The sequence below is a fragment of the Burkholderia savannae genome (genome assembly GCF_001524445.2).
Taxonomy (GTDB): Bacteria; Pseudomonadota; Gammaproteobacteria; order Burkholderiales; family Burkholderiaceae; genus Burkholderia; species Burkholderia savannae.
The window spans coordinates 1,062,567-1,089,285 of the sequence record NZ_CP013417.1 but is presented as its reverse complement, the minus strand read 5'-3'; the positions used below and the strand labels follow the sequence as shown (position 1 = coordinate 1,089,285).

The 26,719-nt window shown below is 67.3% G+C and carries 28 protein-coding genes; 5 read left to right on the top strand and 23 right to left on the bottom strand.

Annotated elements, in window-relative coordinates; genetic code table 11:
• Positions 1-205: 205 nt before the first annotated feature.
• The 3 genes from earP (at position 206) to WS78_RS05500 (ending at position 3,836) form a co-directional block, all read left to right on the top strand.
• The gene (gene earP / locus WS78_RS05510; protein ID WP_038750356.1) at positions 206-1,426 is read left to right on the top strand and encodes an elongation factor P maturation arginine rhamnosyltransferase EarP; all 1,221 of its coding nucleotides are present in this window, start codon (positions 206-208) and stop codon (positions 1,424-1,426) included.
• Positions 1,427-1,610: 184 nt separating this feature from the next.
• Positions 1,611-2,168: an elongation factor P gene (gene efp / locus WS78_RS05505; RefSeq protein ID WP_038750354.1), complete on the top strand. Its 558-nt coding sequence runs from the start codon at positions 1,611-1,613 to the stop codon at positions 2,166-2,168.
• Positions 2,169-2,438: 270 nt separating this feature from the next.
• On the top strand, positions 2,439-3,836 hold the full coding sequence (locus tag WS78_RS05500) for a sigma-54-dependent transcriptional regulator (RefSeq protein ID WP_038750351.1): 1,398 nt from the start codon (positions 2,439-2,441) through the stop codon (positions 3,834-3,836).
• 55 nt (positions 3,837-3,891) lie between these two features.
• Here WS78_RS05500 and nagZ read toward each other — a convergent pair whose 3' ends face one another.
• The 22 genes from nagZ to WS78_RS05390 form a co-directional block, all read right to left on the bottom strand.
• Positions 3,892-4,920 carry a beta-N-acetylhexosaminidase gene (gene nagZ / locus WS78_RS05495; protein ID WP_038750349.1) on the bottom strand — a complete coding sequence of 343 codons (1,029 nt, stop codon included), beginning with the start codon at positions 4,918-4,920 and terminating at the stop codon, positions 3,892-3,894.
• Between the two features lie 25 nt (positions 4,921-4,945).
• Positions 4,946-5,377: a holo-ACP synthase gene (gene acpS, locus WS78_RS05490; protein WP_059584622.1), complete on the bottom strand. Its 432-nt coding sequence runs from the start codon at positions 5,375-5,377 to the stop codon at positions 4,946-4,948.
• Positions 5,378-5,382: 5 nt separating this feature from the next.
• On the bottom strand, positions 5,383-6,156 hold the full coding sequence (gene pdxJ, locus WS78_RS05485) for a pyridoxine 5'-phosphate synthase (protein WP_038750344.1): 774 nt from the start codon (positions 6,154-6,156) through the stop codon (positions 5,383-5,385).
• On the bottom strand, positions 6,153-7,031 hold the full coding sequence (gene recO / locus WS78_RS05480; RefSeq protein ID WP_082721460.1) for a DNA repair protein RecO: 879 nt from the start codon (positions 7,029-7,031) through the stop codon (positions 6,153-6,155). Before recO ends, pdxJ begins: the two co-directional genes overlap by 4 nt.
• Positions 7,018-7,917 (bottom strand): GTPase Era, encoded by a 900-nt coding sequence (era, locus tag WS78_RS05475; RefSeq protein WP_038750341.1) that lies wholly within the window; start codon positions 7,915-7,917, stop codon positions 7,018-7,020. Before era ends, recO begins: the two co-directional genes overlap by 14 nt.
• Positions 7,918-7,986: 69 nt before the next feature.
• Positions 7,987-9,468 carry a ribonuclease III gene (gene rnc / locus WS78_RS05470; RefSeq protein ID WP_059584618.1) on the bottom strand — a complete coding sequence of 494 codons (1,482 nt, stop codon included), beginning with the start codon at positions 9,466-9,468 and terminating at the stop codon, positions 7,987-7,989.
• Between the two features lie 151 nt (positions 9,469-9,619).
• On the bottom strand, positions 9,620-10,513 hold the full coding sequence (gene lepB, locus WS78_RS05465; RefSeq protein WP_038750336.1) for a signal peptidase I: 894 nt from the start codon (positions 10,511-10,513) through the stop codon (positions 9,620-9,622).
• Positions 10,514-10,529: 16 nt separating this feature from the next.
• Complete coding sequence (lepA, locus tag WS78_RS05460; protein WP_038750333.1) at positions 10,530-12,323, bottom strand: translation elongation factor 4; 1,794 nt, start codon at positions 12,321-12,323, stop codon at positions 10,530-10,532.
• A 262-nt stretch (positions 12,324-12,585) separates the two neighbouring features.
• Complete coding sequence (locus WS78_RS05455; protein WP_038750331.1) at positions 12,586-12,840, bottom strand: glutaredoxin family protein; 255 nt, start codon at positions 12,838-12,840, stop codon at positions 12,586-12,588.
• Positions 12,837-14,345, bottom strand: coding sequence for a DegQ family serine endoprotease (locus WS78_RS05450; RefSeq protein WP_038750329.1), 1,509 nt, complete (start codon positions 14,343-14,345; stop codon positions 12,837-12,839). Before WS78_RS05450 ends, WS78_RS05455 begins: the two co-directional genes overlap by 4 nt.
• Positions 14,346-14,361: 16 nt before the next feature.
• Positions 14,362-15,417 (bottom strand): MucB/RseB C-terminal domain-containing protein, encoded by a 1,056-nt coding sequence (locus WS78_RS05445; RefSeq protein ID WP_038750327.1) that lies wholly within the window; start codon positions 15,415-15,417, stop codon positions 14,362-14,364.
• A gap of 5 nt (positions 15,418-15,422) precedes the next feature.
• A complete protein-coding gene (locus tag WS78_RS05440; RefSeq protein WP_038750325.1) occupies positions 15,423-16,022 on the bottom strand; it encodes a sigma-E factor negative regulatory protein in 600 nt (199 codons plus the stop codon).
• 81 nt (positions 16,023-16,103) lie between these two features.
• Positions 16,104-16,703, bottom strand: coding sequence for an RNA polymerase sigma factor RpoE (gene rpoE / locus WS78_RS05435; RefSeq protein WP_038750323.1), 600 nt, complete (start codon positions 16,701-16,703; stop codon positions 16,104-16,106).
• Between the two features lie 102 nt (positions 16,704-16,805).
• Entirely contained in the window at positions 16,806-17,279 is a 474-nt protein-coding gene (locus tag WS78_RS05430) for a hypothetical protein (RefSeq protein WP_038750322.1), read from the bottom strand.
• 11 nt (positions 17,280-17,290) lie between these two features.
• Entirely contained in the window at positions 17,291-18,529 is a 1,239-nt protein-coding gene (fabF, locus tag WS78_RS05425) for a beta-ketoacyl-ACP synthase II (protein WP_038750320.1), read from the bottom strand.
• A gap of 156 nt (positions 18,530-18,685) precedes the next feature.
• Entirely contained in the window at positions 18,686-18,925 is a 240-nt protein-coding gene (acpP, locus tag WS78_RS05420; RefSeq protein ID WP_004197638.1) for an acyl carrier protein, read from the bottom strand.
• Positions 18,926-19,069: 144 nt separating this feature from the next.
• Positions 19,070-19,819, bottom strand: coding sequence for a 3-oxoacyl-ACP reductase FabG (gene fabG, locus WS78_RS05415; protein ID WP_038750318.1), 750 nt, complete (start codon positions 19,817-19,819; stop codon positions 19,070-19,072).
• A 53-nt stretch (positions 19,820-19,872) separates the two neighbouring features.
• Positions 19,873-20,805 (bottom strand): ACP S-malonyltransferase, encoded by a 933-nt coding sequence (fabD, locus tag WS78_RS05410; protein WP_038750315.1) that lies wholly within the window; start codon positions 20,803-20,805, stop codon positions 19,873-19,875.
• Between the two features lie 71 nt (positions 20,806-20,876).
• Positions 20,877-21,866 (bottom strand): beta-ketoacyl-ACP synthase III, encoded by a 990-nt coding sequence (locus WS78_RS05405; RefSeq protein ID WP_038750313.1) that lies wholly within the window; start codon positions 21,864-21,866, stop codon positions 20,877-20,879.
• Positions 21,866-22,972, bottom strand: a complete 1,107-nt coding sequence (gene plsX / locus WS78_RS05400) for a phosphate acyltransferase PlsX (RefSeq protein ID WP_059584616.1) — start codon at positions 22,970-22,972, stop codon at positions 21,866-21,868. The genes WS78_RS05405 and plsX overlap by 1 nt, the downstream gene beginning before the upstream one ends.
• 139 nt (positions 22,973-23,111) lie before the next feature.
• On the bottom strand, positions 23,112-23,291 hold the full coding sequence (gene rpmF / locus WS78_RS05395; protein WP_004192741.1) for a 50S ribosomal protein L32: 180 nt from the start codon (positions 23,289-23,291) through the stop codon (positions 23,112-23,114).
• Positions 23,292-23,387: 96 nt separating this feature from the next.
• Positions 23,388-24,020 (bottom strand): DUF177 domain-containing protein, encoded by a 633-nt coding sequence (locus tag WS78_RS05390; RefSeq protein ID WP_038750309.1) that lies wholly within the window; start codon positions 24,018-24,020, stop codon positions 23,388-23,390.
• 311 nt (positions 24,021-24,331) lie between these two features.
• On the opposite strand from WS78_RS05390, the gene WS78_RS05385 reads away from it, so the two are divergent.
• Both WS78_RS05385 and WS78_RS05380 read left to right on the top strand, forming a co-directional pair.
• Entirely contained in the window at positions 24,332-24,979 is a 648-nt protein-coding gene (locus WS78_RS05385; protein WP_038750307.1) for a Maf-like protein, read from the top strand.
• Positions 24,976-25,698, top strand: coding sequence for an SAM-dependent methyltransferase (locus tag WS78_RS05380; protein WP_059584614.1), 723 nt, complete (start codon positions 24,976-24,978; stop codon positions 25,696-25,698). Before WS78_RS05385 ends, WS78_RS05380 begins: the two co-directional genes overlap by 4 nt.
• Positions 25,699-25,716: 18 nt before the next feature.
• Here the strand turns inward: WS78_RS05380 and WS78_RS05375 are convergent, their stop codons facing one another.
• Positions 25,717-26,718 carry a S49 family peptidase gene (locus WS78_RS05375; protein WP_038750303.1) on the bottom strand — a complete coding sequence of 334 codons (1,002 nt, stop codon included), beginning with the start codon at positions 26,716-26,718 and terminating at the stop codon, positions 25,717-25,719.
• Position 26,719 lies beyond the last annotated feature (1 nt).

Below are 26,719 nucleotides of genomic sequence, written 5' to 3'. Positions count from 1 at the left end.
CGGGCGCGAGCGGCGCGCGCGAACAAGGTCATTTAGAATCGCCAGTTTAGAGCATTCGCCGCGCGCGATCGCGGCCGGCTCGCCGCGGCACGCGCCCGCTCGGCGTTCGGCTTGCCGGTTCGCCGGTTTGCCTGCCGGTTTGCGTGCCGGCTTGCGCGCCGATCGGCCGGTCGGCGCCCCACTCGCTTCGCTTGGCACAGATCAGATGACGTCGTCCGCTCCCCTCACGCCCCCCGCCTCCGCCCTCGCCGACATTCGCCCCACGGACGCCGCCGCAAGCGCGATCGCATGCGACATCTTCTGCGCGGTCGTCGACAACTTCGGCGACATCGGCGTGTGCTGGCGTCTCGCGCGCCAGCTCGCGGCCGAGCACGGCTGGCAGGTGCGGATCTTCGTCGACGACCTCGCGACGTTCGCGCGCCTTCAGCCGGCCGCCAGGCCCGACGCCGCGCGCCAGACCGTCGACGGCATCGTCGTCGAGCACTGGCGCGCGCCCGCGCACGCCGGCGACACGCTCGAGATCGCCGACGTCGTGATCGAAGCGTTCGCATGCGAGCTGCCGGGCGCGTACGTCGCCGCGATGGCGCGCCGCGCGCGGCCGCCCGTGTGGATCAATCTCGAATACCTGAGCGCCGAGGACTGGGTCTGCGACTTCCATCTGCGGCCGTCGCCGCACCCGCGCTACCCGCTCACGAAAACCTTCTTCTTCCCCGGCCTCGGCCCCGGCACGGGCGGCGTGCTGAAGGAGCGCGACCTCGACGCGCGCCGCGCCGCGTTCGAAGCGAGCGGCGACGCGCGCCGCGCGTGGTGGCAAAGCGTCGCACGCGCGCCGATGCCCGGCCCGGACGCGACCGTCGTGTCGCTCTTCGCATACGAAAACCCGGCGCTCGACGCGCTCCTCGAGCAATGGCGCGACGGCGGCGAGCCGATCGCGCTGCTCGTGCCGGAGGGCCGGATCTCCGCGAGCATCGCGCGCTTTTTCGGGGTCGGCTCGTTCGGCGCCGGCGCGCACGCGGCGCGCGGCAGCGTCGCCGCGCACGGGCTCGCGTTCGTCGCGCAGCCCGACTACGACCTGCTGCTGTGGGCGAGCGACGTGAACTTCGTGCGCGGCGAGGATTCGTTCGTCCGCGCGCAATGGGCGCGCCGGCCGTTCGTCTGGCAGATCTACCCGCAGGCCGACGCCGCGCATCTGCCGAAGCTCGACGCGGCGCTCGCGCACTTCAACGCGCGCGTCGATCACGCAACGCGCGCGGCCACCGAGCGCTTCTGGCACGCATGGAACGGCGCGGGCGCGCCCGACTGGGCCGATTTCTGGCGGCACCGCGCGGCGCTCGCCGCGCGCGCGGCGAGCTGGGCGGACGAACTCGCGGCCGTCGGCGGCCTCGCCGGAAATCTGGCGAATTTTGCAAAAACTCAGTTAAAATAAGCGGTTATCCAATGGCTGACCACGCAAGCGCGTCCGTTATCGGCGCGACGCGCCAGGATAAAGGGGGCCGTCCGGCCGCGACCGATCACAGACGCGGCCGCTCGGCTGCCGGTTCGAGCCCGCTTGCGCCGTTGGCCGTTGAGCAACGCTCAGGCAACTTCTCTCGTTCAGGATAGTTTTAGTTATGAAAACCGCACAGGAACTCCGCGTAGGCAACGTCGTGATGGTCGGCAACGACGCTTGGGTCGTGTCGAAGACGGAATACAACAAATCGGGCCGCAACGCCGCCGTCGTCAAAATGAAGCTGAAGAATCTGCTGACGAACGCGGGCCAGGAATCGGTCTACAAGGCGGACGACAAATTCGACATCGTCGTGCTCGACCGCAAGGAAGTGACGTACTCGTACTTCGCGGACCCGATGTACGTGTTCATGGACGCCGACTACAACCAGTACGAAGTCGAAGCGGAAATGATGGGCGACGCGCTCAACTACCTCGAAGACGGCATGACGTGCGAAGTCGTGTTCTACAACGAAAAGGCGATCTCGGTCGAACTGCCGACGATCCTCGTTCGCGAGATCACGTACACGGAGCCGGCCGTCAAGGGCGACACGTCGTCGGGCAAGGTGCTCAAGAACGCGAAACTCTCGACGGGCTTCGAGCTGCAGGTGCCGCTCTTCTGCAATACCGGCGACAAGATCGAAATCGACACGCGCACGAACGAATACCGCAGCCGCGCATAAGCGCCGTTTGCGCGATCAGGTCGAACAAAGCGCCCTTCGGGGCGCTTTTTGTTTATTCGGCGCCGCTTATTGCATAAAGGCGCCACATCATAAACAATGCTTTGCAGAAACCGTGACGGGATTCAATTTGTATCATCCGTAACTGTTTTATAGTCGATAACAAATACCGTACGCCAAGTGCGCGATGGGGCATAAAATTCATTTCTCATCCCGAAATGGGGGCTGTACGCCGGTCCGGCCGACGGATCGGTCTTTCAACTCGCGCACACCATGCCACACGCCCTGATTGTCGAAGACGATCCCAATAGCTTGTCCGGCCTGACCGCGCTGCTCGCGGCGGACGGATTCTCGGTCGATACGGCGACGTCGCTCGCCGAGGCGCGCGGCGCACTCGCCCGCTCGATTCCCGACGTCGTGCTCGTCGACCTGAACCTGCCCGACGGCAGCGGCTTCGATCTGTTGCAGAACCTGCCGCAGCAGCAGCCGAACGGCTCGCTGCCGGTGATCGTGCTGACGGGCAACGCGACCGTCGAGAGCGCGATCGAAGGGCTGCGGCACGGCGTCTGGGATTACCTGCTGAAGCCCGTCAACATCCCGCGGCTGCGCAGCCTGCTCGCGCGGATTCCCCGCCCGTACGAGTTGATCGAGGAAGTGCAGGCGCTGCGCGCGACGCTGCGCCGCCTCGGCCGCTTCGGCTCGCTCGTCGGGCGCAGCGACGCGATCCAGCACGTCTACGACATGATCGAGCACAACGCGCGGACCGAAACCGCGGTGCTGCTGTGGGGCGAGCCCGGCACGGGCAAGGAGGCGGCCGCGCGCACGCTGCACGACCTGAGCCGCCGCCGCAAGGGCCCGTTCGTCGCGTTCGACTGCCGCGCCGCCGTTCAGTCGCCGCGCAACATCGAAACCAACGGCCGCGCGGTCGAGAGCATGCTGCTCGGCCGCGAGCGCGGCGCGTACACGGGCGTCGAGCGGCGCGACCCGGGCGTCTTCGAGCAGGCGAGCGGCGGCACGCTGTTTCTCGAGGAAATCACCGCGTTGCCGCTTTCGCTGCAGGAGGCGCTGCTGCGCGCGCTCGATTCGCAGAACTTCATGCGCGTCGGCGGCACGATCGAGATCGCGAGCGACTTCCGGCTGATCGCGACGACGCGCCGCCCGGCCCGCGAGGCGGTCGCGAACGGCACGCTGCGCGAGGATCTGTGGCTGCGCCTCGACGCCGCGTCGATCGGCCTGCCGCCGCTGCGCGAGCGCGACAACGACGTGATCGAAATCGCGGAAGCGTTCGTCGACGACCTGAACCGCGACGCGCGCGCCGCGGGCCTGAACATCACCGACAAGCGCGCCGCGCCGGGCTTCATCCGCGAATGTCTCGCTTACGACTGGCCCGGCAACGTGCGCGAGCTGCTGGAGCGCGTGCGGCTCGCATACGACCAGTCGGGCGACTTCATCGAAACGCTGCGCGCGGGCGACGCGTATCCGCAGCCCGGCGCGGCGCTGAACGGCAGCAGCGTGCAGGTGCGCGTCGGCACGCCGCTCGCCGACGTCGAAGACCTGCTGATCCGCGCGACGCTCGACGCGGTCGGCGGCACGCGCCACCGCGCGGCGACGCTCCTCGGCATCAGCCCGAAGACGCTCTACAACAAGCTGCAACGCATGAAGATCGGCTGACGCCCGATCGACGTCGACGCGAGGGCGGCCGCGCGCCGCCCTCGCCCGTTTCGCATCAGGCGAACGTACTGCGCAGGAGCGCCTGCGCGCGCAGATAGCGCGGCTCGCGCATCAGCTTGTTCCATTTGAGCGCCTTGCCGCGCGGCCGCATCTGCTTGATTCGCCGCAGCGATTCGCGCGACGTCGTCGCGCGCAGCGCGTCGAGCACCCGCTCCGCCGCATCCGGCTGATTGCAGATCAGCACCATGTCGCAGCCCGCGTCGAGCGCGGCCTGCGCCGCCTGCGCGAGCGTGCCGCCTTCGCGCGCCGCCTCCATCGACAGATCGTCGCTGAACACCGCGCCCGGAAAGCCCAGCCGGCCGCGCAGCACGTCTTGCAGCCACACGCGCGAGAAGCCCGCCGGCCTCGCATCGACTTGCGTGTAGATCACGTGCGCCGGAATGACCGCCGAAAGCGACAGCCCGAGCCAGTCGTACGGCGCGGCGTCGTTCGCGAGGATCTCGTCGAGCGGACGGTCGTCGGTCGGCAGCGCGACGTGCGAATCGGCTCGCGCGAAACCGTGACCGGGAAAATGCTTGCCGCAGTTCGCCATCCCGGCGAGCGCGAGCCCGTGGTTCAAGCTCTTCGCGAGCAGCGCGACGACGCGCGGATCGCGATGGAACGCGCGATCGCCGATCACCTTCGAGCGGCCGTAATCGAGATCGAGCACGGGCGTGAAGCTCATGTCGACGCCGCACGCGCGCAGCTCGGACGCGAGCACGTAGCCGGCCGCGGTCGCCGCCTTCGTCGCGTGCAGCACGTCCTTGTCCCACAGCTCGCCGAGCCGGCGCATCGCGGGCAGCACCGTGAAGCCGTCGGTGCGAAAGCGCTGCACGCGGCCGCCTTCGTGGTCGACCGCGATCAGGATGTCGTCGCGAATCGCGCGGATCGCGTCGGTGAGCGCGACGAGCTGCGCGCGGCTCTCGAAGTGGCGCGCGAACAGGATCACGCCGCCCGTCTGCGGATGTGCGAGACGGCGCGCGTCGTCGCGCGTGAGCGTCGTGCCGGCGACGTCGAGCATCACCGGGCCGGGAGTCAGTTTCATCGAATCAGCCCTTGCGGAGAAGGAATCAGGAAGCGGCGGCCGAGCGCGCGGCGGCGACGTCGTCGGGCGCCTCGGCGACGACGAACGTCACCGCGTAATCGCGCTCGTCGCTCACCGTCACGCGCGCGGTGATGCGGCGCGCATCGAGCCATGCGGCGAGCTCGCCCGACGCGACGACGTACGGCTCGCCGCTCGGCCGGTTGAGCGTTTGCAGCGCGCGCCACGTCATCGGCCAGTGCATGCCGAGGCCGATCGCCTTCGAGAACGCTTCCTTCGCCGAAAAGCGCGTCGCGAGGAACGCGATGCCGCGCGCCTCCGAGCGCGCGCGCCGCGCGCGGAACACGCGCAGCTCGTCGGGGCCGAGCACCTTCTCCGCGAAGCGGCCGTCCGTGCGCGCGAGCACGGCGGCGATGCGGCTCACCTGGACGAGATCGGTGCCGATGCCGTAGATCGCCATGCGTATCAGCGGCCGCCGTGCAGCGCGGCGACGCGCGCCGCGACCATGATCGCCTTCATCTCGCGCACCGCGTTGTCCCAGCCGACGAACACCGCGTGCGCGACGATCGCGTGGCCGATGTTCAGCTCGGCGATGCCGGGCAGCGCGGCGATCGCCTGCACGTTCGTATAGTGCAGCCCGTGCCCCGCGTTCACCTTGAGCCCGAGCGCGATGCCCGCGTCGACGCCCGCCGCGATCCGCTCGAACTCGCGCCGCTGCTCGGCTTCGCCGTGCGCATCCGCGTAGCGGCCCGTGTGCAGCTCGATCACGGGCGCGCCCGTCTCGTGCGCGGCGCGGATCTGCGCGTCGTCCGGATCGATGAAGAGCGACACGCGCACGCCGGCGTCCGCGAGCTGCCTGCATGCGGCGCGCACCGCGTCGAAATGGCCGGCAACGTCGAGGCCGCCTTCCGTCGTCAGCTCCGAGCGCTTCTCCGGCACGAGGCACGCGTCGTGCGGACCGATCTCGCACGCGATGTCGAGCATCTCCGCCGTCACCGCGCATTCGAGATTCATCCGCGTTTTCAGCAACGGACGCAGCGTGCGCACGTCCGCGTCGACGATGTGCCGGCGGTCTTCGCGCAAATGCAGCGTAATCGCGTCGGCGCCCGCGTCCTCGGCGGCGAGCGCCGCGCGCACGGGGTCCGGATACGCTGTGCCGCGCGCGTTGCGCAGCGTCGCGACGTGGTCGATATTGACGCCCAGTTCGATGGCGGTGGGCGATGTCAGGAAAAAGCTCATAGGTTTTGCAGGTCGATCAGGATCTGACGCGTGGCGAGCGGCGTGCCGCCCAGATAGGTGTTGAGCAGGAAGCGCATCAGCGTCTTGCTTTGCGCGACGGTCTGCGCCCGATGGTAATCGTCCTCTTCCATGTCGAGCAACGTCTGGCCGGCGATCACCGGCCAGTGCGACGGTACGTCGCCGCCCGCGTCGCGCACGCCGCGCTCCGGATCGAACACATAGAGCTTGTCGGGCTCGACCGCGCGCCGCGCGACCGTGCGCTTGAGCGACATCGCATAGCCCGTCTCGCGCAACAGCACGCGCTCGAACGAGCGCAGCACCTGCACGGGCGGCTCGCCGTGCGCGAGGCGCGTGAGCGTGACGAGATAGTGCTTGAAGAGCGGCGGGTGCGGGTCCTCGCGCGCGCAGAACTTGACGAGCAGCTCGTTCACGTAGAAGCCGCACAGGAGCGCGTCGCCCGCGAGCGGCAGCATGCCGCCCACCCATTCGGCGCCCGTCAGCGTGCGCAGCTCGGACTTGCCGGTCCACGACAACGACAGCGGCTGGAACGTCTGCAGCACGCCGCGCAGCGCCGAATGCGGGCGTTTCGCGCCCTTCGCGACGAGCGCGATGCGGCCGTGATCGCGCGTCAGCACGTCGACGACGAGGCTCGTCTCGCGATACGGATAGCCGTGCAGCACGAACCCCGGCTGCTCCGCGATCCGGAATTCGGATGTGCGCGCGGCGGCGCGGCGCGGCTTGCGCGCCGGCTTCTCGGCGTCCGGCGCGGGCGGTGCAGACAGCGCGGGCTGCGTAGACGGCGCGATCGAAGGTTGCGGGTCGGCGTCGGCCTCGTCGGTCATCCCGACATCGGACGTCCCGTCATTCGTACCCATAGGCGCGCAGCCCCGCTTCGTTGTCGGCCCAGCCGCTCCTCACCTTGACGAAGGTTTCGAGATAGACGGGGCCGTCGAACAGCTTCTCCATGTCCTGTCGCGCCTCGGTGCTGATCTGCTTGAGCTTCGCGCCCTTCTTGCCGATCACCATCGCCTTGTGCGAGTCGCGCTCGACGAGGATCGTCGCGAACACGCGCGTGAGCCGCCCCTCCTCCTCGAACTTGTCGATGACGACGGTGCTCGTGTACGGCAGCTCGTCGCCCGTCCAGCGAAACACCTTTTCGCGCAGGATCTCGGCCGCGAGAAAGCGCGAGCTGCGATCGGTCAGATCGTCTTCGCCGTAGATCGCGTCGCCCTGCGGCAAGTACGGCTTGATCGTGTTCATCAGCCGCTGGATGTCCTCCGAATGCTTCGCCGACAGCGGCACGATCTCCGCGAACTCGCGCAGCTCGCCCATCTTCTGGAAGAACGGGTACAGCGTGTCCTTGTCCGACACGCGGTCGAGCTTGTTCGCGACGAGCAGCGTCGGCGTGCCGGGCGGAATCAGGTCGAGCACCTTCTGGTCGTCGGGGCCGAAGCGGCCCGCCTCGATCACGAACAGGATCGCGTCGACCGATGTCAGCGTCGACGTCACCGCGCGGTTCAGCGACCGGTTGAGCGCGGTGCTGTGGCGCGTCTGGAAGCCGGGCGTGTCGACGAAGATGTACTGCGCGTCGTCGAGCGTGCGGATGCCGGTGATCCGGTGGCGGGTCGTCTGCGCCTTGCGCGACGTGATGCTGATCTTCTGGCCGACGAGCGCGTTCATCAGCGTGGATTTGCCGACGTTCGGACGACCGACGATCGCGATCATGCCGCAACGGAAACCGGTGGGAGCGGGTGCGTTCATATCAGGTTGCTGCTGGGTTCGGAAGCGGCCGCGCGACCGTGCGCGACCGCAATGTCGATTGGGACGATGTCAATGACCTGCATCGGCGACGCGCACGGGCGCGGCGGCCAGATCGGGCTCGGCGGCGGACGGCGACGCATCGCGGGCGCGCGGCGGACGGTCGGACGCCCCCGCGGCGCCGCGCGCGGCGGCGTCGGTTTTCTCGGCCGTCTTGTCGGACGCTTTTTCCGGGGCATGATCGGACGGCTTGTCATGCGGCTTCTCGAGCCCCTTGTCGTGTCCTTTGTCGAGCCCCTTGTCGGACACGGGTTCCGTCGCCTTCTCCGCCGGCTTCTCCGGCAACTTGTCGGCCGCCGAAGCAGGCTTGTCCGCCGGCTTCGCCGCGCGCGGCTCGGCCTTGTCGACACCATGTTCGACGTGCGCCGCGCGGATCACCGCGACGGGCGTGGCGGCGTGCGAACGCACGGACGCATCGTCGGCCTGCGCGGGCGCAGCGAACGACGCCGCCGCATGAGCCTGCGCGCCCGCCTTCGCGTCGGCGGATTTCGCCTCGACGGGCTTCGCGTCGGCCGAGGCTTTCGCGTCGGCCGCCTTCGGATCGTCGGCTCGGAACTCCGCGATCTTCGGGTCGGCGTGCTTCGGCTCAGCCGCCTTCGCGTCGATCGGCACGGCTTCGAGCGCGGCCCTCACGTCAACCGCCTTCGCGTCGGCAGCCTTCGGATCGACGCCCGCCGCGTGATTCACGCCACGCTCCTTGCGATCCGGCGAGCGCAGGTCGAGCGCCTCCTGCACGCCCTTCACGCCCGGCACGATCTCCGGCTCCACGTGCTTCGCGCCGCGCGCGCTCTTCGAGCGCTTCGGCTTCGCGGCGAGCATCGGCGCGGCCGCCATCACCTCGTCGAGCGCCTTCTTCGCGGCGGCCTGCTCGGCCGCGCGGCGGCTCGCGCCCGAGCCGGACACCTTCACGTCCAGCTTCGGCACCGTGCATTCGACTTCGAATTGCTGATTGTGCGCCGCACCATGCGTCGCGACGACGGTGTAGGTCGGCAACGCGATCTTGTGGCCCTGCAGATACTCCTGCAGCAGCGTCTTCGCGTCCTTGCCGAGCGTGCGCGGATCGATGTGATCGAGAATCGGCACGTACAGGCGCTTGATGACCCCTTGGGCGGCTTCGAAGCCGCCATCGAGAAACACCGCCCCGATGATGGCTTCGAACGCGTCCGCGAGGATCGACGGTCTTCGGAACCCGCCGCTGCGCAGCTCGCCCTCGCCGAGCCGCAGGCCGTCCGAGATATTGAGGGCCTGAGCGATTTCGTAGAGCGACTGCTGCTTGACGAGGTTCGCCCGCACGCGCGACAAGTCGCCCTCGTCCAGCTTGCCGAAACGCTGGAACAAAAGGGCGGCCACCGCGCAATTCAGAACGGAGTCGCCAAGAAACTCGAGCCGTTCGTTATGCGTGGCACTGTGACTGCGATGGGTCAAAGCCTGGCGCAACAATTCCGCATTGCAAAATTCATAGCGCAGCCGGCTTTCCAACTGGGATAGGGCCATGGACAGGAGTATAACGCGGGCGCCGCTTCGGTCGGCAAACGCGACCTGGCGCGAAAAGGCGTGGCGAGGCGGTGTTGCCGCCGGTTCTTAAAGTCGTTCGGCAACACGCCGCGCAGCCCTCGCGCGGCGTGTCGCAACATCGACGCACAGCTCAGTTGAACGAGCCGACGCGTTTCAGTTCGCTGAAGTTCATCCAGATGAAGAAGGCGCGGCCGACGATGTTCTTGTCCGGCACGAAGCCCCAGTAACGACTGTCCGCGCTGTTGTCGCGGTTGTCGCCCATCATGAAGTAATGGCCGGGCGGCACCTTGCAGACGACGCCGCGGCTGTCGTACTGGCAGTTGTCTCGATACGGATAATCGTCCGCGCCCATTACGAACGGCGGCACCGCCGGATTATTGAGGATCGCGTTCTTGCGCGCGCCGATCGTTTCCTCGAACTGCTTCGCGTAGTTCATCCGCTCTTCGTCGAAGTAGTCGGGCAGCGGCGCCTCGGGCACGGGCTGGCCGTTGATCGTCAGCTTCTTGTCCTGGTACGCGACCGTGTCGCCCGGCAGGCCGATCGCGCGCTTGATGTAGTCGACCGATTCGTCCTTCGGATAGCGGAACACGACGACGTCGCCGCGCTGCAGCGGGCGGCCCTCGGTGATCTTCTGATTCGTGATCGGCAGGCGCAGGCCGTAGTCGAACTTGTTGACGAGGATGAAATCGCCGACGAGGAGCGTCGGCACCATCGAGCCCGACGGAATCTTGAACGGCTCGACGATGAAGGAGCGCACGACGAACACGACGAGAATCACCGGGAAGAAGCTCGCCGTGTACTCGAGCCACCACGGCTGGCGCAGCTTCTCGTCGCGCAGCCGCGCGCGCGTTTGCGGCGCGTTCTCGTCGGCGAAGCGCTCGCCGATCCGCTCCTGCTGGCGGTCGAACTCGGCGACCGCCGCGTCTGCCGCCTTCTTCCGTTGCGGCAGGAAAACCAGCTTGTCCAGCACCCATGCAATGCCCGTCACGACGACGAGCACGAAAAGGATCAACGCAAAATTCATAGAGGATCAGTCCTGTTTATTTGTCTTCGACTCGCAAGATCGCCAGGAACGCCTCCTGCGGGATCTCGACCGAACCCACCTGCTTCATTCGTTTCTTGCCTTCTTTCTGCTTCTCGAGCAGTTTCTTCTTGCGCGTGATGTCGCCGCCGTAGCACTTCGCCAGCACGTTCTTGCGCAGCGCCTTGATGTTCTCGCGCGCGATGATGTGCGCGCCGATCGCCGCCTGGATCGCGACGTCGTACATCTGGCGCGGAATGATCTCGCGCATCTTAGCGGCGACTTCGCGGCCGCGATACTGCGACTGCGAACGGTGGACGATGATCGAGAGGGCGTCGACCTTGTCGCCGTTGATCAGCATGTCGACCTTCACGACGTCCGACGTCCGGTATTCCTTGAACTCGTAATCCATCGACGCGTAGCCGCGCGACACCGACTTCAGCCGATCGAAGAAATCGAGCACGATCTCCGCCATCGGGATTTCGTACGTGAGCTGCACCTGCCGCCCGTGATACTGCATGTTGATCTGCATGCCGCGCTTCTGCTCGCACAGCGTGATCACCGAGCCGACGTAGTCCTGCGGCATGTACAGGTTGACCGTCACGATCGGCTCGCGGATCTCGGCGATCCGCGCGGGCTCCGGCATCTTCGCCGGATTCTCGACCATGATCGTCGCGCCGTCGCTCTGCACGACCTCGTAGACGACCGTCGGCGCGGTCGTGATGAGGTCCATGTCGAACTCGCGCTCGAGCCGCTCCTGGACGATTTCCATGTGCAAGAGGCCGAGAAAGCCGCAGCGGAAACCGAAGCCGAGCGCCTGCGACACTTCCGGCTCGTATTGCAACGACGCGTCGTTCAGCTTCAGCTTCTCGAGCGACTCGCGCAGCGCGTCGTACTGGTTCGCCTCGACGGGATAAAGGCCCGCGAACACCTGCGGCTTCACTTCCTTGAAACCCGGCAGCGGCTCGGGCGCGGACTTCGTCGCGTGCGTGACCGTATCGCCGACCTTCGCCGCCGTCAGCTCCTTGATGCCGGAGATGATGAAGCCCACCTGCCCCGCCGACAGCGATTCGAGGTTGCGCGACTTCGGCGTGAACACGCCGACGTGCTCGACCGCGTACTGCGCGTCGGTGGCCATCAGCTTGATCTTTTCCTTCGGGCGCAGCGTGCCGTTGACGATCCGCACGAGCATCACGACGCCGACGTAGTTGTCGAACCACGAATCGATGATGAGCGCCTGCAGCGGCGCGTCGGGGTCGCCCTTCGGCGGCGGCACCTTCGCGATCAGCGACTCGAGCACGTCCTCGACGCCCAAGCCCGTCTTCGCGCTGCAACGCACGGCGTCCGTCGCGTCGATGCCGATCACGTCCTCGATTTCGGCGATCGCGTTCTCCGGATTGGCAGCCGGCAGATCGATCTTGTTGAGCACGGGCACCACTTCGACGCCGAGCTCGATCGCCGTGTAGCAGTTCGCGACGGTCTGCGCCTCGACGCCCTGGCTCGCGTCGACGACGAGGAGCGCGCCCTCGCACGCGGACAGCGAGCGGCTCACTTCGTACGAGAAGTCGACGTGCCCCGGCGTGTCGATGAGGTTCAGGTTGTAGACCTTGCCGTCGCGCGCGCGATAGGTGAGCGCGGCGGTCTGCGCCTTGATCGTGATGCCGCGCTCGCGCTCGAGATCCATCGAGTCGAGCACCTGCGCTTCCATTTCGCGGTCGGACAGGCCGCCGCAAAGCTGGATGATGCGATCCGCGAGCGTCGACTTGCCGTGGTCGATGTGCGCGATGATCGAGAAGTTGCGAATATGATCCATTCAGTGCCGATCAAGCGAAAAAGGCGCGCTCGACGACCGCGGAGCACGCCTTGTAAGTCGGTGAAAAAACGGCCTATTTTAGCCGAAAAGGCCCGCTAGGGGCGGCATTTTGGACCTCGGGCGCGCGCCCCTGGCCAGCGGCGCGCGGCGCGATCGTTCGGCGGGCGCTGCTGGCCGCGCGGCGCATGCCGCTACGGTGCGGCCGCACCCACTCTCCCCATACGTTCTTTTAGGCGCCCGCCTTCGACGCCGGCGCCGCGCGTCACGCCCCGCGCCGCGCGAGCGCCTCCCTGACCCGCGCCTCGTCGAAGCGGTGCCGGCACACCTCGACGCCGTCGAGCAGCAGCACCGGCACGTCCTCGTCGTAGCGCGCGACGAGCGCCGGCTCCGCGTCGATGTCGACGTAGTCGACGCTCGCCGAGCATTCGGCCGCGACAGGCGCGAGCGCGTCGCGCATGTCGTCGCACAAATGGCACCAGCCTCGGCCGTACAGCGTGAATCGCGCGGCGGCGCTCACTTCTGACGCGGCCGGATCGGGATGAACTGCGTGTTGTCGCCGCGCCGCACGAGCACCGCGACCGCGCGCTGCGGATCGAGCTTCGAGGCCACGTCGACGAACTGCTTCGCGCTCGTGATGTCGACGTCGCCGACGCGCAGCACGATGTCGCCGCGCTGCAGGCCCGCGCGCGCGGCCGGGCCGTCGACCGCATCGATCTGCACGCCGTTGCGCAGCTTGAGCGTCTTCAGCTGCTCGGGCGACAGGTCGCTGACCGTCAGACCGAGCGCATTGCTGCGCGGCTTCTGCTGCGGCGCCTGGCGGCTCTCGGTCTTCGCGCCCTTGTCGGTCGGGAATTCGGCGATCGTGATCGGCAAATCGCGCGACTGCCCCTTGCGCCACACCGTCACCGTCGCCTTCGCGCCCGGCTTCGTGTCGCCGACCATGCGCGGCAGATCCGACGCCGTGTCCACCGGGCGGCCGTTGAACTTCAGGATGATGTCGCCCGGCTGCAGGCCGGCCTTGTCGGCCGGGCCGCCCGGCTCGACGCTGCTCACGAGCGCGCCTTCCGCCTTCGGCAGGCCGATCGAATCGGCGACTTCCTTCGTCACCTCGCCGATCGCGACCGCGATTCGGCCGCGCGTGACCTTGCCCGACGCCTTCAGCTGCTCGGCGACGCGCATCGCCTCGTCGATCGGAATCGCGAACGAGATGCCCATGAAGCCGCCCGTGCGGCTGTAAATCTGCGAGTTGATGCCGATCACCTCGCCCTGCATGTTGATGAGCGGGCCGCCCGAATTGCCGGGGTTGACGGCGACGTCGGTCTGGATGAACGGCAGGTAGTCGCCGGTGTTGCGGCCCTTCGCGCTGACGATGCCGGCCGTGACCGTGTTGTCGAGGCCGAACGGCGAGCCGATCGCGACGACCCATTCGCCGACGCGCACGCGGTTCGAATCGCCGATCGCGACGGTCGGCAGGTTCGTTGCGCTGATCTTCACGATCGCGACGTCCGTGCGCTCGTCGACGCCGATGAGCTTTGCCTTGAATTCGCGCTTGTCGGTGAGCGTCACGTAGATCGTGTCCGCGTCGTCGACGACGTGCGCATTCGTCATCACGTAGCCGTCAGGCGACAGGACGAAGCCCGAGCCGACGCCGCGGTTCTGCTCGGTGTCGGGCGCGTCGGGCGTGCTCGGCGCGTTCTTCTGCCCGCCCGGCGGCTGCGGCAGCGGGATGCCGAAGAAGCGGCGGAAGAATTCCGACATGTCGCCGTTGTCGAGGCCGGGCGGCAGCGCGCCGCGCGTATCGGCCGGCACGCTGGCCGTCGTCCGGATGTTGACGACCGCCGGGCCGACTTTCTCGACGAGGTCCGCGAAATCGGGCAAAGCCGCGCGCGGCGCGGGCGCCGTGCCCGTGGCGGCGGGCGCGGCCGTGACATTCGGAGCCGCCGTCGCCGAGTGCGCGGCAAGCGGCGCCAAGGCCGCCACCGCTGCGGCGACGAGCCTGGTGCGCAGCGAGGGATTCATCATGTCGGAAACCGGAAGGTTACTTGGAAGCCTTGTATTCTATGGCAGACGCGAACTGCTGCAACGTCGCGGGAGGCGCTTCGCCGAGAACGGTGATCCAGAAATCGCCGCGGCGCTTGACGAGCACGTGCGTCGCGCCGGTGCTGCCCGCCCCTTCCTTGCGGCTGTTCTTTTCGGCTGGCTCGATAAAGACCGAAATGGTCGCGAGACCGTCGGTGAACACGGCCTGATCGACCGGAATCGGCGGATCGCTCGCGTCGCGCGCGGCCATCGGGCGGCGCACCTCGCGGATCTTGCGGAAGCCCGCGACCGTCGGCGCGATCTGCCAGCCCTGCGCCTCGATGTCGATGGGCGCCACCGGCGGCCGCACGACGGTCCAGCCGCCGAGATTGCGCATGCCGGCCGCGATCGCAGTCTTCTGGTTCGGCGCCGCGGCGCCGAGCTGCAGCTGCGAAAACGCGATCTGCTCGAGCACGTGATCGTCGGCATCGAGCGTCTGCGAACGCAGCAGAAGCCCCGTCTTCGCGTCGGTCCACAGCTTGTACGCGAAGCGGTACGCGTCCTTCGGCACGAGTTCGACGACCTGCGCGTCGAGGCCCGCGACGCGGTCGCGCCCGAGCGCCTTCGGCTCGTAGACGGACAGCACCTGCTCGCCGCCCGCACCCAGCAGCGCGGGGAACGAATCCTTGTTCTGGCGGCGCTCGACGACGCAAAGCCGCCGCTCGGGCACGAACGTGTAGAGATCGTCGTTGTGGCGCAGCAGCTTGCGCGGCTTGCCGTCGAGGCTTTCGACCTGCTCGAATTCGCCGTCGCCCTTCGACGCGAAATGGACGATCCGGGACGACTGCACGTACGCGCCGCGCTGATACACGAACGTGCCTTCGTAGTTCTGCTGCTGCGCGGCCTGCTGGATGCGATCGAGCCACTCGGCGGCCGAGCGCCGGGTGGCCACGGGATTGTCGGGCTGCTGAGCGAAGGCGGCGGATTGGACGGACAACAGCGCGGCCGCGCACAGCAACAGCGCCGGCAGCCGCCTCCAACCGAGGATGGCTTGATTCAACTGCAACGTCCGCATCGAATTTATTGGCCTTGCGTGGTGACGGCTGTGCGAATGACCGGCATCGAACCCGTCACGACGGGCTGCTGCGCGAACTGTTGATGCGCTTCGAGATATTGATCGAGGCTCGCATCGCGAATGATGTTCGCGTCCTGCAGCGCGGGCTGAGCGGCCGACACGCGTTGCAGGCCTTGCTGCGCGGGGCTCACCGACGCAACCTGGACAGCACCCGGCGCGCCGACGCGCTGCATCTGCGGCACGACGATCCACGTCAGCGTCGCCGCGGCGGCCGCGACCGCGAACGCGGGCACGACCCGGCGCCGCAGCCCCAGCAGCCGGCGCGCGACGGGCGCGGCGGCGGGCGCGAGCAGGTGCGGCTCGGCCACGAGGCTCGCCGAGAAGCGGGCCATGAATGCGCCGCTTTCGGCCGGCTCGAGCGTGAGCTCGTCGGACCGAAGCGCGTCGCCGATCACGTGATACTGTGCCCATGTCGCGCGCTCGGCGTCGCCCAGCCCTGCGAGAATCTGTTTCAGCGAAAGGCCCTCAGGCGCTTCGCCGTCGACCAGAGCGGACACGCGCTCGCGTTGCGAACACGTATGCGACTGCGTAGAGACCGACCCCATGATGCTCCCCATCTTGCACACCCCGTCGTAACACACGACTCCGTAACTAGACCCCAAGCCGCTTCGATTCGCCTCAGGCGCTCACCAGCGCTTGCCTTCCGGCGTATCGAGCAGCGGCCGCAATTTTGCAGCGATCGCCTCGCGGGCGCGAAAGATCCGCGAGCGAACGGTGCCGATCGGGCATCCCATCATCTCCGCGATCTCTTCGTAGCTCAGACCTTCGATTTCGCGCAGCGTGATGGCCGTTCGCAGCTCTTCCGGCAACAGCGCCATCGCGGCGTTGACCGTTTGGGCGATCTGCTTGCTCATCAACATCGACTCAGGCGTGTTGATATCCCTTAGTTGGTCCGCATCGGAGAAAGTTTCAGCCTCTTCGGCATCCGCGTCGGTGGACGTGGGCGCCCGGCGCCCCTGGGTCGCAAGGTAGTTCTTCGCCGTATTGACGGCAATCCGGTACAACCACGTGTAGAACGCCGACTCGCCGCGAAACTGCGGCAACGCGCGATAGGCCTTGATGAACGCGTCCTGGGCCACGTCCTCGACCTCCGCGGGATCTCGCACGAGGCGCGAGATCAACCGGATGATCTTGCGGTGGTATTTGGAGACCAGGAGTTCGAACGCCGCCTTGTCGCCATTCTGTACGCGCTCGACCAGTACCTGATCGATTTCTTTTTCACTCACCTGACAAATCCGTAAACGAGGGAAGCAACGCGGAGCGCTATTGTAACGTTCCCGCTCGAGGCGCTCATGCGCGTTTGAGCCAGGGAACGGTCCCGGCCGCGTTCATGCCGCCGCGAGCGTCCCGCGCGCGGCGCGCCGGCCGAGCACGCAGAGCGCGCGGAACACGGGCGCGTCGACCGCGTCCACCGGGATCACGAGCGGCGTTGCGCGCCGGCCGCGGCCTTGCACCGTCAGCACGACGAGCAGATCGCTCCATTGCGTGCAACCGGCGATCCGACCGCGCGCGAGCAGCCGCCCGCCGCGATCGAACGCCGCGAGCACGCCCGCACCGGCATCGATCCGCAACGCGGCCGGCTGGCGCCGCTCGCAGGCGGCCCGTGCGCGCAGCGCGACGAGCGCCGCGACCAGCACGGCGAGCGCCGCCGCCCCGCCGTTGCCGACGAGCGGCGCGGCGCCCGCATGCACCGCCGCGCCGACGACCGGCACGAACAGCGCGCATGCGGCGCGCAAGCACGCCGACGCGCGCAGCACGACGTGCTGCGCACCTGCCGATGCGGCGTGGAACGGCTCCGTCAAGCGACCCCGCGTCAGACGCGCTTGAAAACCAGCGTGCCGTTAGTCCCGCCGAAGCCGAACGAGTTCTTCAGCGCGATGTCGATCTTCATCTCGCGCGCTTCGTTCGCGCAATAGTCGAGATCGCACTCGGGATCTTGGTTGAAGATGTTGATCGTCGGCGGCGACACCTGATTGTGGACCGCGAGAACCGTGAACACCGATTCGAGCCCGCCGGCGCCGCCGAGCAAGTGCCCCGTCATCGACTTGGTCGAGTTGACGACGATGTCCTTCGCGTGGTCGCCGAACGCGCGCTTGATCGCGACGGTCTCGGCCAGATCGCCGAGCGGCGTCGACGTGCCGTGCGCGTTCAGATAATTCACCTGATCGGCATTCACGCCCGCGTTGCGCAGCGCGGCCAGCATGCAGCGGCGCGCGCCGTCGCCGTCCTCGAGCGGAGCCGTCATGTGATAGGCGTCGCCGCTCATCCCGTAGCCCGCGACTTCCGCGTAGATCTTCGCGCCGCGCGCCTTCGCGTGCTCGTACTCCTCGAGCACCATCACGCCCGCGCCCTCGCCGAGCACGAAGCCGTCGCGGTCCTTGTCCCACGGACGGCTCGCCGTCGCCGGATCGTCGTTGCGCTGGGACAGCGCGCGCGCCGCCGCGAAGCCGCCGATGCCGAGCGGCGACACGGTCGACTCCGCGCCGCCCGCGATCATCACGTCGGCGTCGCCGTATTCGATGAGGCGCGCGGCCTCGCCGATGCAGTGCAGGCCGGTCGTGCACGCGGTGACGATCGCGAGATTCGGGCCCTTGATGCCGAACTTGATCGACAGGTGGCCGGAGATCATGTTGATGATCGACGCCGGCACGAAGAACGGCGAGATCCGGCGCGGGCCGCGATTGAGCAGCTCGGTCTGCGTGACTTCGATCATCGGTAGCCCGCCGATGCCCGAGCCGACCACGACGCCGACGCGCTCCGCGTTTTCGTCGGTGACCTGGAAGCCGCTGTCGTGCATCGCCTGCACGCCGGCCGCGATCCCGTAATGGATGAAGGTATCCATGTGGCGCGCTTCCTTCGCCGGGATGTAGTCCTCGACGTTGAAGCCCTTCACCTCGCCTGCGAAGCGGGTCGAGAAGTTCGTCGCATCGAACTTCGTGATATTGACGATGCCGGACTTGCCGGCCACGAGATTGGCCCAGCCGTCGGCAACATTATTGCCAACAGGCGAAATCAGCCCAAGGCCTGTAACAACAACACGACGGCGGCTCACGGTAACCTCTTTTCCATTGAATGACAAAAACAAAAGCCACAGCGGCCACAGGAACCACTCCTGCGAGCCCTGTGGCTGTTAGCTCGGCCGGCGACGACGCCGACGCGATCGCGCATCCAGCGCAGCGTGTGCAAAAACTTGCAGACGGCGTGCGTGTTACGCCTTGACGTTCGCGCGAGCGTAGTCGATCGCTTGCTGAACGGTCGTGATCTTCTCTGCCTCTTCATCCGGAATTTCCATGCCGAACTCGTCTTCGAGCGCCATGACCAGTTCGACCGTGTCGAGCGAGTCCGCGCCGAGGTCGTTCACGAACGACGCTTCGTTCTTGATTTCAGCTTCGGCGACGCCCAGTTGTTCGGCGACGATCTTCTTGACGCGTTGTTCGATATTGTCCATTACCCCTCCGAGGGAAAGTTCAGATTTACAAGTGCGCGCATTTTAGCAGGTTTGGTGCTGCCCAAAATGCGCGCCGGCTTTGCGGCCAAGCATGCGCCGGATGCGCTGTCACGCATGCACGGCGCGGATGGTAAACGAATTCCGTTACGACATGAACATGCCGCCGTTCACGTGCAGCGTCGTGCCCGTGATGTAGCCGGCCTGCGGCGATGCGAGGAACGCGACCGCATGCGCGATGTCCTCCGGGCTGCCCAGGCGGCCGAGCGGAATTTGCGTCTTCAGCGCGGCCTGCTGATCTTGCGGCAGCACCTTCGTCATGTCGGTGTCGATGAAGCCCGGCGCGACGCAATTCACGGTGATGCCGCGGCTGCCGATCTCGCGCGCGAGCGCGCGCGTCATCCCCGCGACGCCCGCCTTCGCGGCCGCGTAGTTGATCTGCCCCGGATTGCCCGCGGAGCCGACCACCGACGTGATGTTGACGATGCGTCCGCCGCGCGCCTTCATCATCGGGCGCAGCACCGCGCGCGACAGACGGAATACCGCCTTCAGGTTCGTGTCGATGACGGCGTCCCACTCTTCGTCCTTCATCCGCATCGCGAGCTGATCCTGCGTGATGCCCGCGTTGTTGACGAGCACGTTCAGCGCGCCGAACTCGCTGAGCGTCGACTCGACGAGCGCGTCGACCGTCGCCGCATCGTTGACGTTCAGCACGGCGCCGCGGCCTTCGAGCCCGGCTTCCTTGAATGCGGCGGAAATGCCCTCGGCGCCCGCTTCGGTCGTCGCGGTGCCGATCACCGTCGCGCCGCGGCGCGCGAGCTCGAGCGCGATCGCGCGGCCGATCCCGCGCGACGCGCCGGTCACGATCGCGACTTGTTTGTCGAGAGTCTTGTCCATGCAGTGGTTCCGTGTTTCGGTTGAATCGGCAAGCTTGCGCGCCTGACGCAACGTCAGGCGGCGGCGAGCTTGAGCGCTTCGTCGAGCGACGCCGGATCGAACACCGACGCGCCAACCAGGTTGCCGTCGATGCGCTTCGTGAGGCCCGCGAGCACCTTGCCCGGGCCGCACTCGATCACGTGCGTCACGCCTTGGCGGGCGATGTGCTGCACGCACTCGACCCAGCGCACGGGGCCCGCCGCCTGGCGCACGAGCGCATCCTTGATCGCCTCGGGATCGGACGCCTGCGCGACGTCGATGTTGTTGACGACGGGAATCTGCGGCGCCTTCACGTCGACCTTCGCGAGGTAGTCGCGCAGCTTGTCCGACGCGGGCTTGAGCAGCGACGAGTGGAACGGCGCCGACACGGGCAGCGGCAGCGCGCGCTTCGCGCCCTTCGCCTTCGCGATTTCGCAGGCCCTCTCGATGCCCGCCTTCGTGCCCGCGATCACGACTTGCGCGGGCGCGTTGAAATTCACCGCTTCGACGACGCCCGACGCCGACGCCTCGGCGCACACCGCGCGCACCGCATCGTCGTCGAGACCGAGAATCGCCGCCATCCCGCCCACGCCGACGGGCACGGCCGTCTGCATCGCCTGCGCGCGGAAGCGCACGAGCGGCAGCGCGTCGCGAAACGCGATCGCGCCCGCGGCGACGAGCGCCGTGTATTCGCCGAGGCTGTGGCCCGCGACGATCGACGGCTCCACGCCGCCCGCCTGCCGCCACGCGCGATAGCACGCGTACGCGGCCGTCAGCATCACGGGTTGCGTATTCGTCGTCAGATTGAGTTCGTCGGCCGGGCCGTCGGCGATCAGCTTGCCGATGTCCTGACCCAGCGCGTCGGACGCTTCGTCGAGCGTCTCGCGCACGACGGCGACGTCGGCGAATGCATTGAGCATGCCGACCGATTGCGAGCCCTGGCCCGGAAAAACGAATGCAAATTTCATATCGTCCCCAAATGAATCGAATCGAGCGGCGCGCACGAACTGCGCGCCGATGGGATGCGAGGAGAAACCCGTCAGAAGCGGAAGACCGACGCGCCCCACGTGAAGCCGCCGCCGACGCCTTCGATCAGCACGTGCTGGCCGCGCTTGATGCGGCCGTCGCGCACGGCGACGTCGAGTGCGAGCGGGATCGACGCGGCGGACGTGTTGCCGTGCTCGTCGACGGTGACGATCATGCGTTCCTGCGGCAGGCCGAGCTTGCGGCACGTGCTTGTCATGATACGGATATTGGCCTGGTGCGGAATCAGCCAATCGACCTGCTCCGGCGCGAGATCCGCCTTCGACAGCGCTTCGACCGCGACCTTCTCCAGCACGTTCACGGCGAGCTTGAAGACGGCCTGGCCGTCCATGTGCAGGAATGCGCTGCCCGCGACGACGCCGCGGTTCACGTTGCCCGGCGTGCAGAGAATGTTCGAGTAGCTGCCGTCCGCGTGCAGCGCACTGCCGAGGATGCCCGGCTCTTCGGACGCCGACAGCACGACGGCGCCGGCGCCGTCGCCGAACAGCACGCAGGTCGTGCGGTCCTTGAAGTCGAGGATGCGCGAGAACGTCTCCGCGCCGACGACGAGCGCCGTGCGATGCTGCCCCGTGCGGATGAAGCTGTCGGCCGTGGCGAGCGCGTATGCGAAGCCCGAACACACCGCCTGCACGTCGAACGCGGCGCCGTTGTTCTTGATGCCGAGCTTGTTCTGCAGCAGGCACGCCGTGCTCGGGAACACGAAATCGGGCGTCGACGTCGCGACGATGACGAGGTCGATCGACTGCGGATCGACGTCGGCAGCCTCGATCGCGCGCTGCGCGGCGACGAGCGCGAGATCGCTCGTCGTCACGTCGGGCGCGGCGAAGTGCCGCGCGTGGATGCCCGTGCGCGCGACGATCCACTCGTCGCTCGTCTCGATGCCATCCTTCGCGAGACGAGCGGCGAGTTCTTGATTCGTGACGCGGTCGGGCGGCAAGTAGCTACCCGTGCCGAGCACGCGGGAATAGAGGGTCGATTGGGCCATTATGTCTTCGAGGAAAGCGCGGCGGAGGGCTCGGCTGGCTGGCCTGCGGACGGACTCGCCTGCCCCGCTCCGCCCGCGTCGCGACCGCTTTCGCCAAGCGGCGCGGCGTTTTCCGCCATCGCTCGCGAAAGACGCTCCAGCACGCCATTTTTGACGGCATCATACCCGCGTTTGATCGCCCACTCAAACGCGTACGCGTCGGCGGAGCCATGGCTCTTGATGACGAGACTGCGCAAGCCGAGCAGCGCCGCGCCGTTGTACTGGCGATGATCGACCCGCTTCTTGAAGCGCAGCAGCACGGGCAGCGCGAGAAACGCCATCAGCTTCGACAAAAGCGAGCGGCTGAACTCTTCCTTGATGATGTCCGCGAGCATCTGCGCAAGGCCCTCGGACGTCTTCAATGCAACGTTGCCAACGAAGCCATCGCAGACGATCACGTCGACGGTGCCCTTGTAGATGTCGTTTCCTTCGACGTTGCCGCGAAAATTCAACGTGCTCGCGCGCAATAGCTCGCCAGCGCGCTTGATTGTTTCGTTGCCCTTGATGATCTCCTCGCCGATGTTGAGAAGACCGATCGTCGGCCGCTCCTTGCCCTCGAGCGCCGCGACGAGCGCGTGCCCCATTTCGGCGAACTGCAGCAGGTGCTGCGGCTCGCAGTCGACGTTCGCGCCGAGGTCGAGCATCATCGTGTAGCCCGTCGGATTCGGCAGCGCGAACGCGATCGCGGGCCGCTCGATGCCGGGCAACGTCTTCAGCACGTAGCGCGACACCGCCATCAGCGCGCCGGTGTTGCCGGCGGAGATGCACGCCTGCGCCTCGCCTTCCTTCACGTGATTGAGGGCGACGCGCATCGAAGAGTCCTTCTTCTTGCGCAGCGCCACTTCGACGGGATCGTCCATCGCGACCACTTCGGTGGCCGGCACGACGGACAGCGCAGGCTCGCCGAGCGCCTTGCACTTCTTGAGTTGCGCCCGGATCGCGCTTTCGATGCCGACGAGCATCAGGTGCGCGTCGGGATGCGACCGAACGAACTTGACTGCCGCGGGAACGGTCACGGACGGGCCGTGGTCGCCTCCCATGCAATCGATTGTGAGCTTTACAGTCATGGAATGCGACGAATTTCAGGCACAAAAAAGCGGCAGTTGAATGCCGCCTTCTTGTTGAGCCAGGAAAGTGTCAAGCGAACCGGTTGTCGCGCGACGAGCCTGAATGGCCATCAGACGCGCGCCACGGAGACGGAAACGCTTAGTCGTTCTTCGTCTTGACGACTTTCTTGCCGCGATAGTAGCCGTTCGGGCTGATATGGTGACGCAGATGCACTTCACCCGTGCTCGGCTCGACGGCGAGCGGCGAGGTCGTCAGGAAATCGTGCGAACGATGCATGCCGCGCTTCGACGGCGACTTCTTGTTTTGTTGAACTGCCATGACTAACTCCTAAAAATTTTCCGGATTCTAACACAGCCCGATCCGGCGCTTGCTACCCCGGCCCTGCGGCCTCACGCCTTCCCGCGCCCCAACTGCTTAGTGTTTGCCGCCGTCCCCGCCCTTTTTCAGCGCTTCGAGCGCCGCGAACGGATTCGGCCTGTCGCTTTCGCCCGCCGGTTCGTCGGACGTATCGTCCGTATCGGCCGCTGGACCGCTCACGCCCGACACGAGGCTTTCGTGCACCGCCGGACAAACGTCGTGCTTCGGCACGAGCGGCAGCGAAAGCAGCAACTCCTCTTCGATCAATTCGACGAGATCGAACTGGCGCGAGCCGACGATCACATCGACGTCATCTTCGTCGAGCGGAAATTCGTCCGCCTCTTCCTCGGAGGCGACGATCCGGTACACGACGTCGATGTCGAACGACTGCCGGTACGGCGTCACGCAGCGCTGGCACTCGAGCCACGCGGCACCGTGCAGCGCGAGCCGCAGATAAGGCTGTTGCCCCTCGGCGCCGTCGTCCTGCAGCTCGGGCTGCGTCGAACCCTCGGCCTGCCAGGTGAATACGGTGTCGCGGTCTGGCGCGTCCGCCGGCACTTCGTTTAACATGCGCGGCAACTGCGAAAGCCGGACGGCACCCGCCGCCTGCCGAGCGCTGCGCGCAAATTCGAACAGATCGATCGCATGCGGATCGAGCGAAACCGCAGGCTTACCTGAAGACGGATTCATGTGCGCTCCTGCCGTATCAACCCTCGGTACAACTCGTCGTTCGTGCAGGCGGCCCGCGCACCACGCGCCCGATGCGTGGCGCACGATGCGCACGCCCGATGTGTACGTACGCCGATGGGACGCATCGGGCCGTGGTCGGGCACTCGCAAAAACCCTGCCGATGAAAAGCGCAAGAGCATACCCGTTTTATCTTTTCGAGTCAAATACTTAAGGCATCACCGAACACACCCCCGCCGAGCGCCCGCGTGCCGCGCGGCGGAGGCCATTCCTTCACATCCGATCTTTCGAACCGACCGATACCCGACACCATCATGCCGGACAACGCTTCCAGCCCGCCGCGGCTGATCCTCGCCTCCAGCTCCCGCTACAGGCGCGAGCTCCTCGAACGCCTGCGCGTGCCGTTCGACGTCATCACGCCCGAAGTCGACGAAACGCCGCTGCCGGACGAAACGCCGTCGGCGACCGCGCTGCGGCTCGCCGCCGCGAAGGCGCGCGCCGCGGCCGAACGCGCCCGAGCGCCTCACGGCGCGCTCGTGATCGGCTCCGATCAGGTCGCGACCTTCGACGGGCTGCAGATCGGCAAGCCGGGCACGCATGAGCGCGCGCTCGCGCAACTGCAGGCGATGCGCGGCCGCGAGGTCGAATTCCACAGCGCGCTTTGCCTGTACGACAGCCGCTCGGGCGCGACGCAGATCGAAGACGTGGTGACGCGCGTACGGTTCCGCACGCTGACCGACGTCGAACTCGACGCCTATTTGCGCGCGGAGACGCCGTACGACGTCGCGGGCAGCGCGAAATCGGAAGGGCTCGGCATCGCGCTTCTCGACGCGATCGACTCCGACGATCCGACCGCGCTCGTCGGCCTGCCGCTCATCGCGCTCACGCGGATGCTGCGCGCGGCGGGCTATCCCCTCTTCGGCGCGCGGGCGCCGGCTTCCGGCGGAGCGAACGGACGATGACGGCAGGCACGCTTTATCTGATCCCGAACACGCTCGGCGAAGGCGACGCCGAGATGCTCGCCGCCGTACTGCCCGCCGCCGTGCAGGCGCGCGCCGCGTCGCTCGGCTATTACATCGGCGAGAACGCGAAGACGACGCGCGCGTTCCTGAAGAAAATCGGCACCGAGCGGCCGATCCAGGAAATCGAGATCCGCGAGCTGAACGTGAAGACGCCCGCGGGCGAGATCGGCAAGCTGCTCGCGCCCGTGCTCGCCGGCGCCGACGCCGGGCTCGTGTCGGAAGCCGGCTGCCCCGCCGTCGCCGATCCGGGCGCGCTGCTCGTGCGGCGCGCGCACGAGCGCGGCGTGAAGGTCGTGCCGCTCGTCGGGCCGAGCTCGATCCTGCTCGCGCTGATGGCGTCCGGCCTGAACGGCCAGAGCTTCGCGTTCCACGGCTATCTGCCCGTCGACGCCGCCGCGCGCGCGAAGCGCCTGCGCGAGCTCGAGCAGCAGTCGCGCAAGGCGAATCAGACGCAAATCTTCATCGAGACCCCGTACCGCAATCACGCGATGCTCGATGCGCTCGTCGCGACGTGCGCGCCGTCGACGCTCGTATGCGTCGCGGCCGACCTCACGCTGCCGACCGAGACGATCGCGAGCCGCTCGGCCGCAGAATGGAAAAAGGCGCCCGTGCCCGATTTGCACAAGCGCCCTGCGATTTTCCTGCTGCTCGCGAACTGAGCGCGGCGGACCGCGCCGTCAGCGCAGCTTCAGCTCGCCGCCGGCCACGGCCGCCTTCAGCGCGGCCTTGCCGACCGCCGCGCCGAAGCGGCGCGCGACGCGATCGGTCAGGCTTTCCTTGACCGTGTAGTCGACGAGATCGGGCGCCTTCAGCACGTCGCGCGCGACGGTATCGGTCGTCCCGTAATCGTCGGCGAGGCCGAGCTCGATGCTCTTCGCGCCCGTCCAGAAAAGCCCCGAGAAGATCTCCGGCGAGTCGTGCAGCCGCGCGCCGCGGCCGTCCCTCACCGCCTTGATGAACTGCTCGTGGATCTGGTCGAGCATCTCTTGCGCGTGCGCGTCCATCTTCGCCGTCTCCGGCGAGAACGGATCGAAGAAGCCCTTGTTCTCGCCCGACGTGTGCAGCCGCCGCTCGACGCCGAGCTTGCCCATCAGCCCGGTGAAGCCGAAGCCGTCCATCAGCACGCCGATCGAGCCGACGATGCTCGCCTTGTCGACGTAGATCTTGTCGGCCGCCGCCGCGATGTAGTAGCCGCCCGACGCGCACATGTCGGAGACGACGACGTAGAGCGGCTTCGCCGGATACTTCTTGCGCAGCCGGCGGATCTCGTCGTAGACGATGCCCGCCTGCACCGGGCTGCCGCCCGGGCTGTTGATGCGCAGCACGACGCCCACCGTGCCCGAATCCTCGAACGCGCTGCCGAGCGCCGTGTTGATGTCCTCGGCGTTCGCGTTGGTGCTCGCCGCGATTTCGCCGTCGATCGTCACGACGGCCGTGTGGCGTCCGCTCGCGAGCTTGCTGCCGTCGCCGGACACGCTGAGGAACGCGAACGCGAGCACGGCGAGCACGACGAGGAACGCGAAGCGGAAGAATATCCGCCAGCGCCGTGCGGCGCGCTGCTCCTTGATCGCCGCGAGGGCGACGCGCTCGAGCACCGCGCGCTCCCAGTTTGGTTCGCGAGCGGCGGCGCTCGCCGCGGAAGAGGAAGACGGATCGGGCGGATTGATTTGATCGGACATG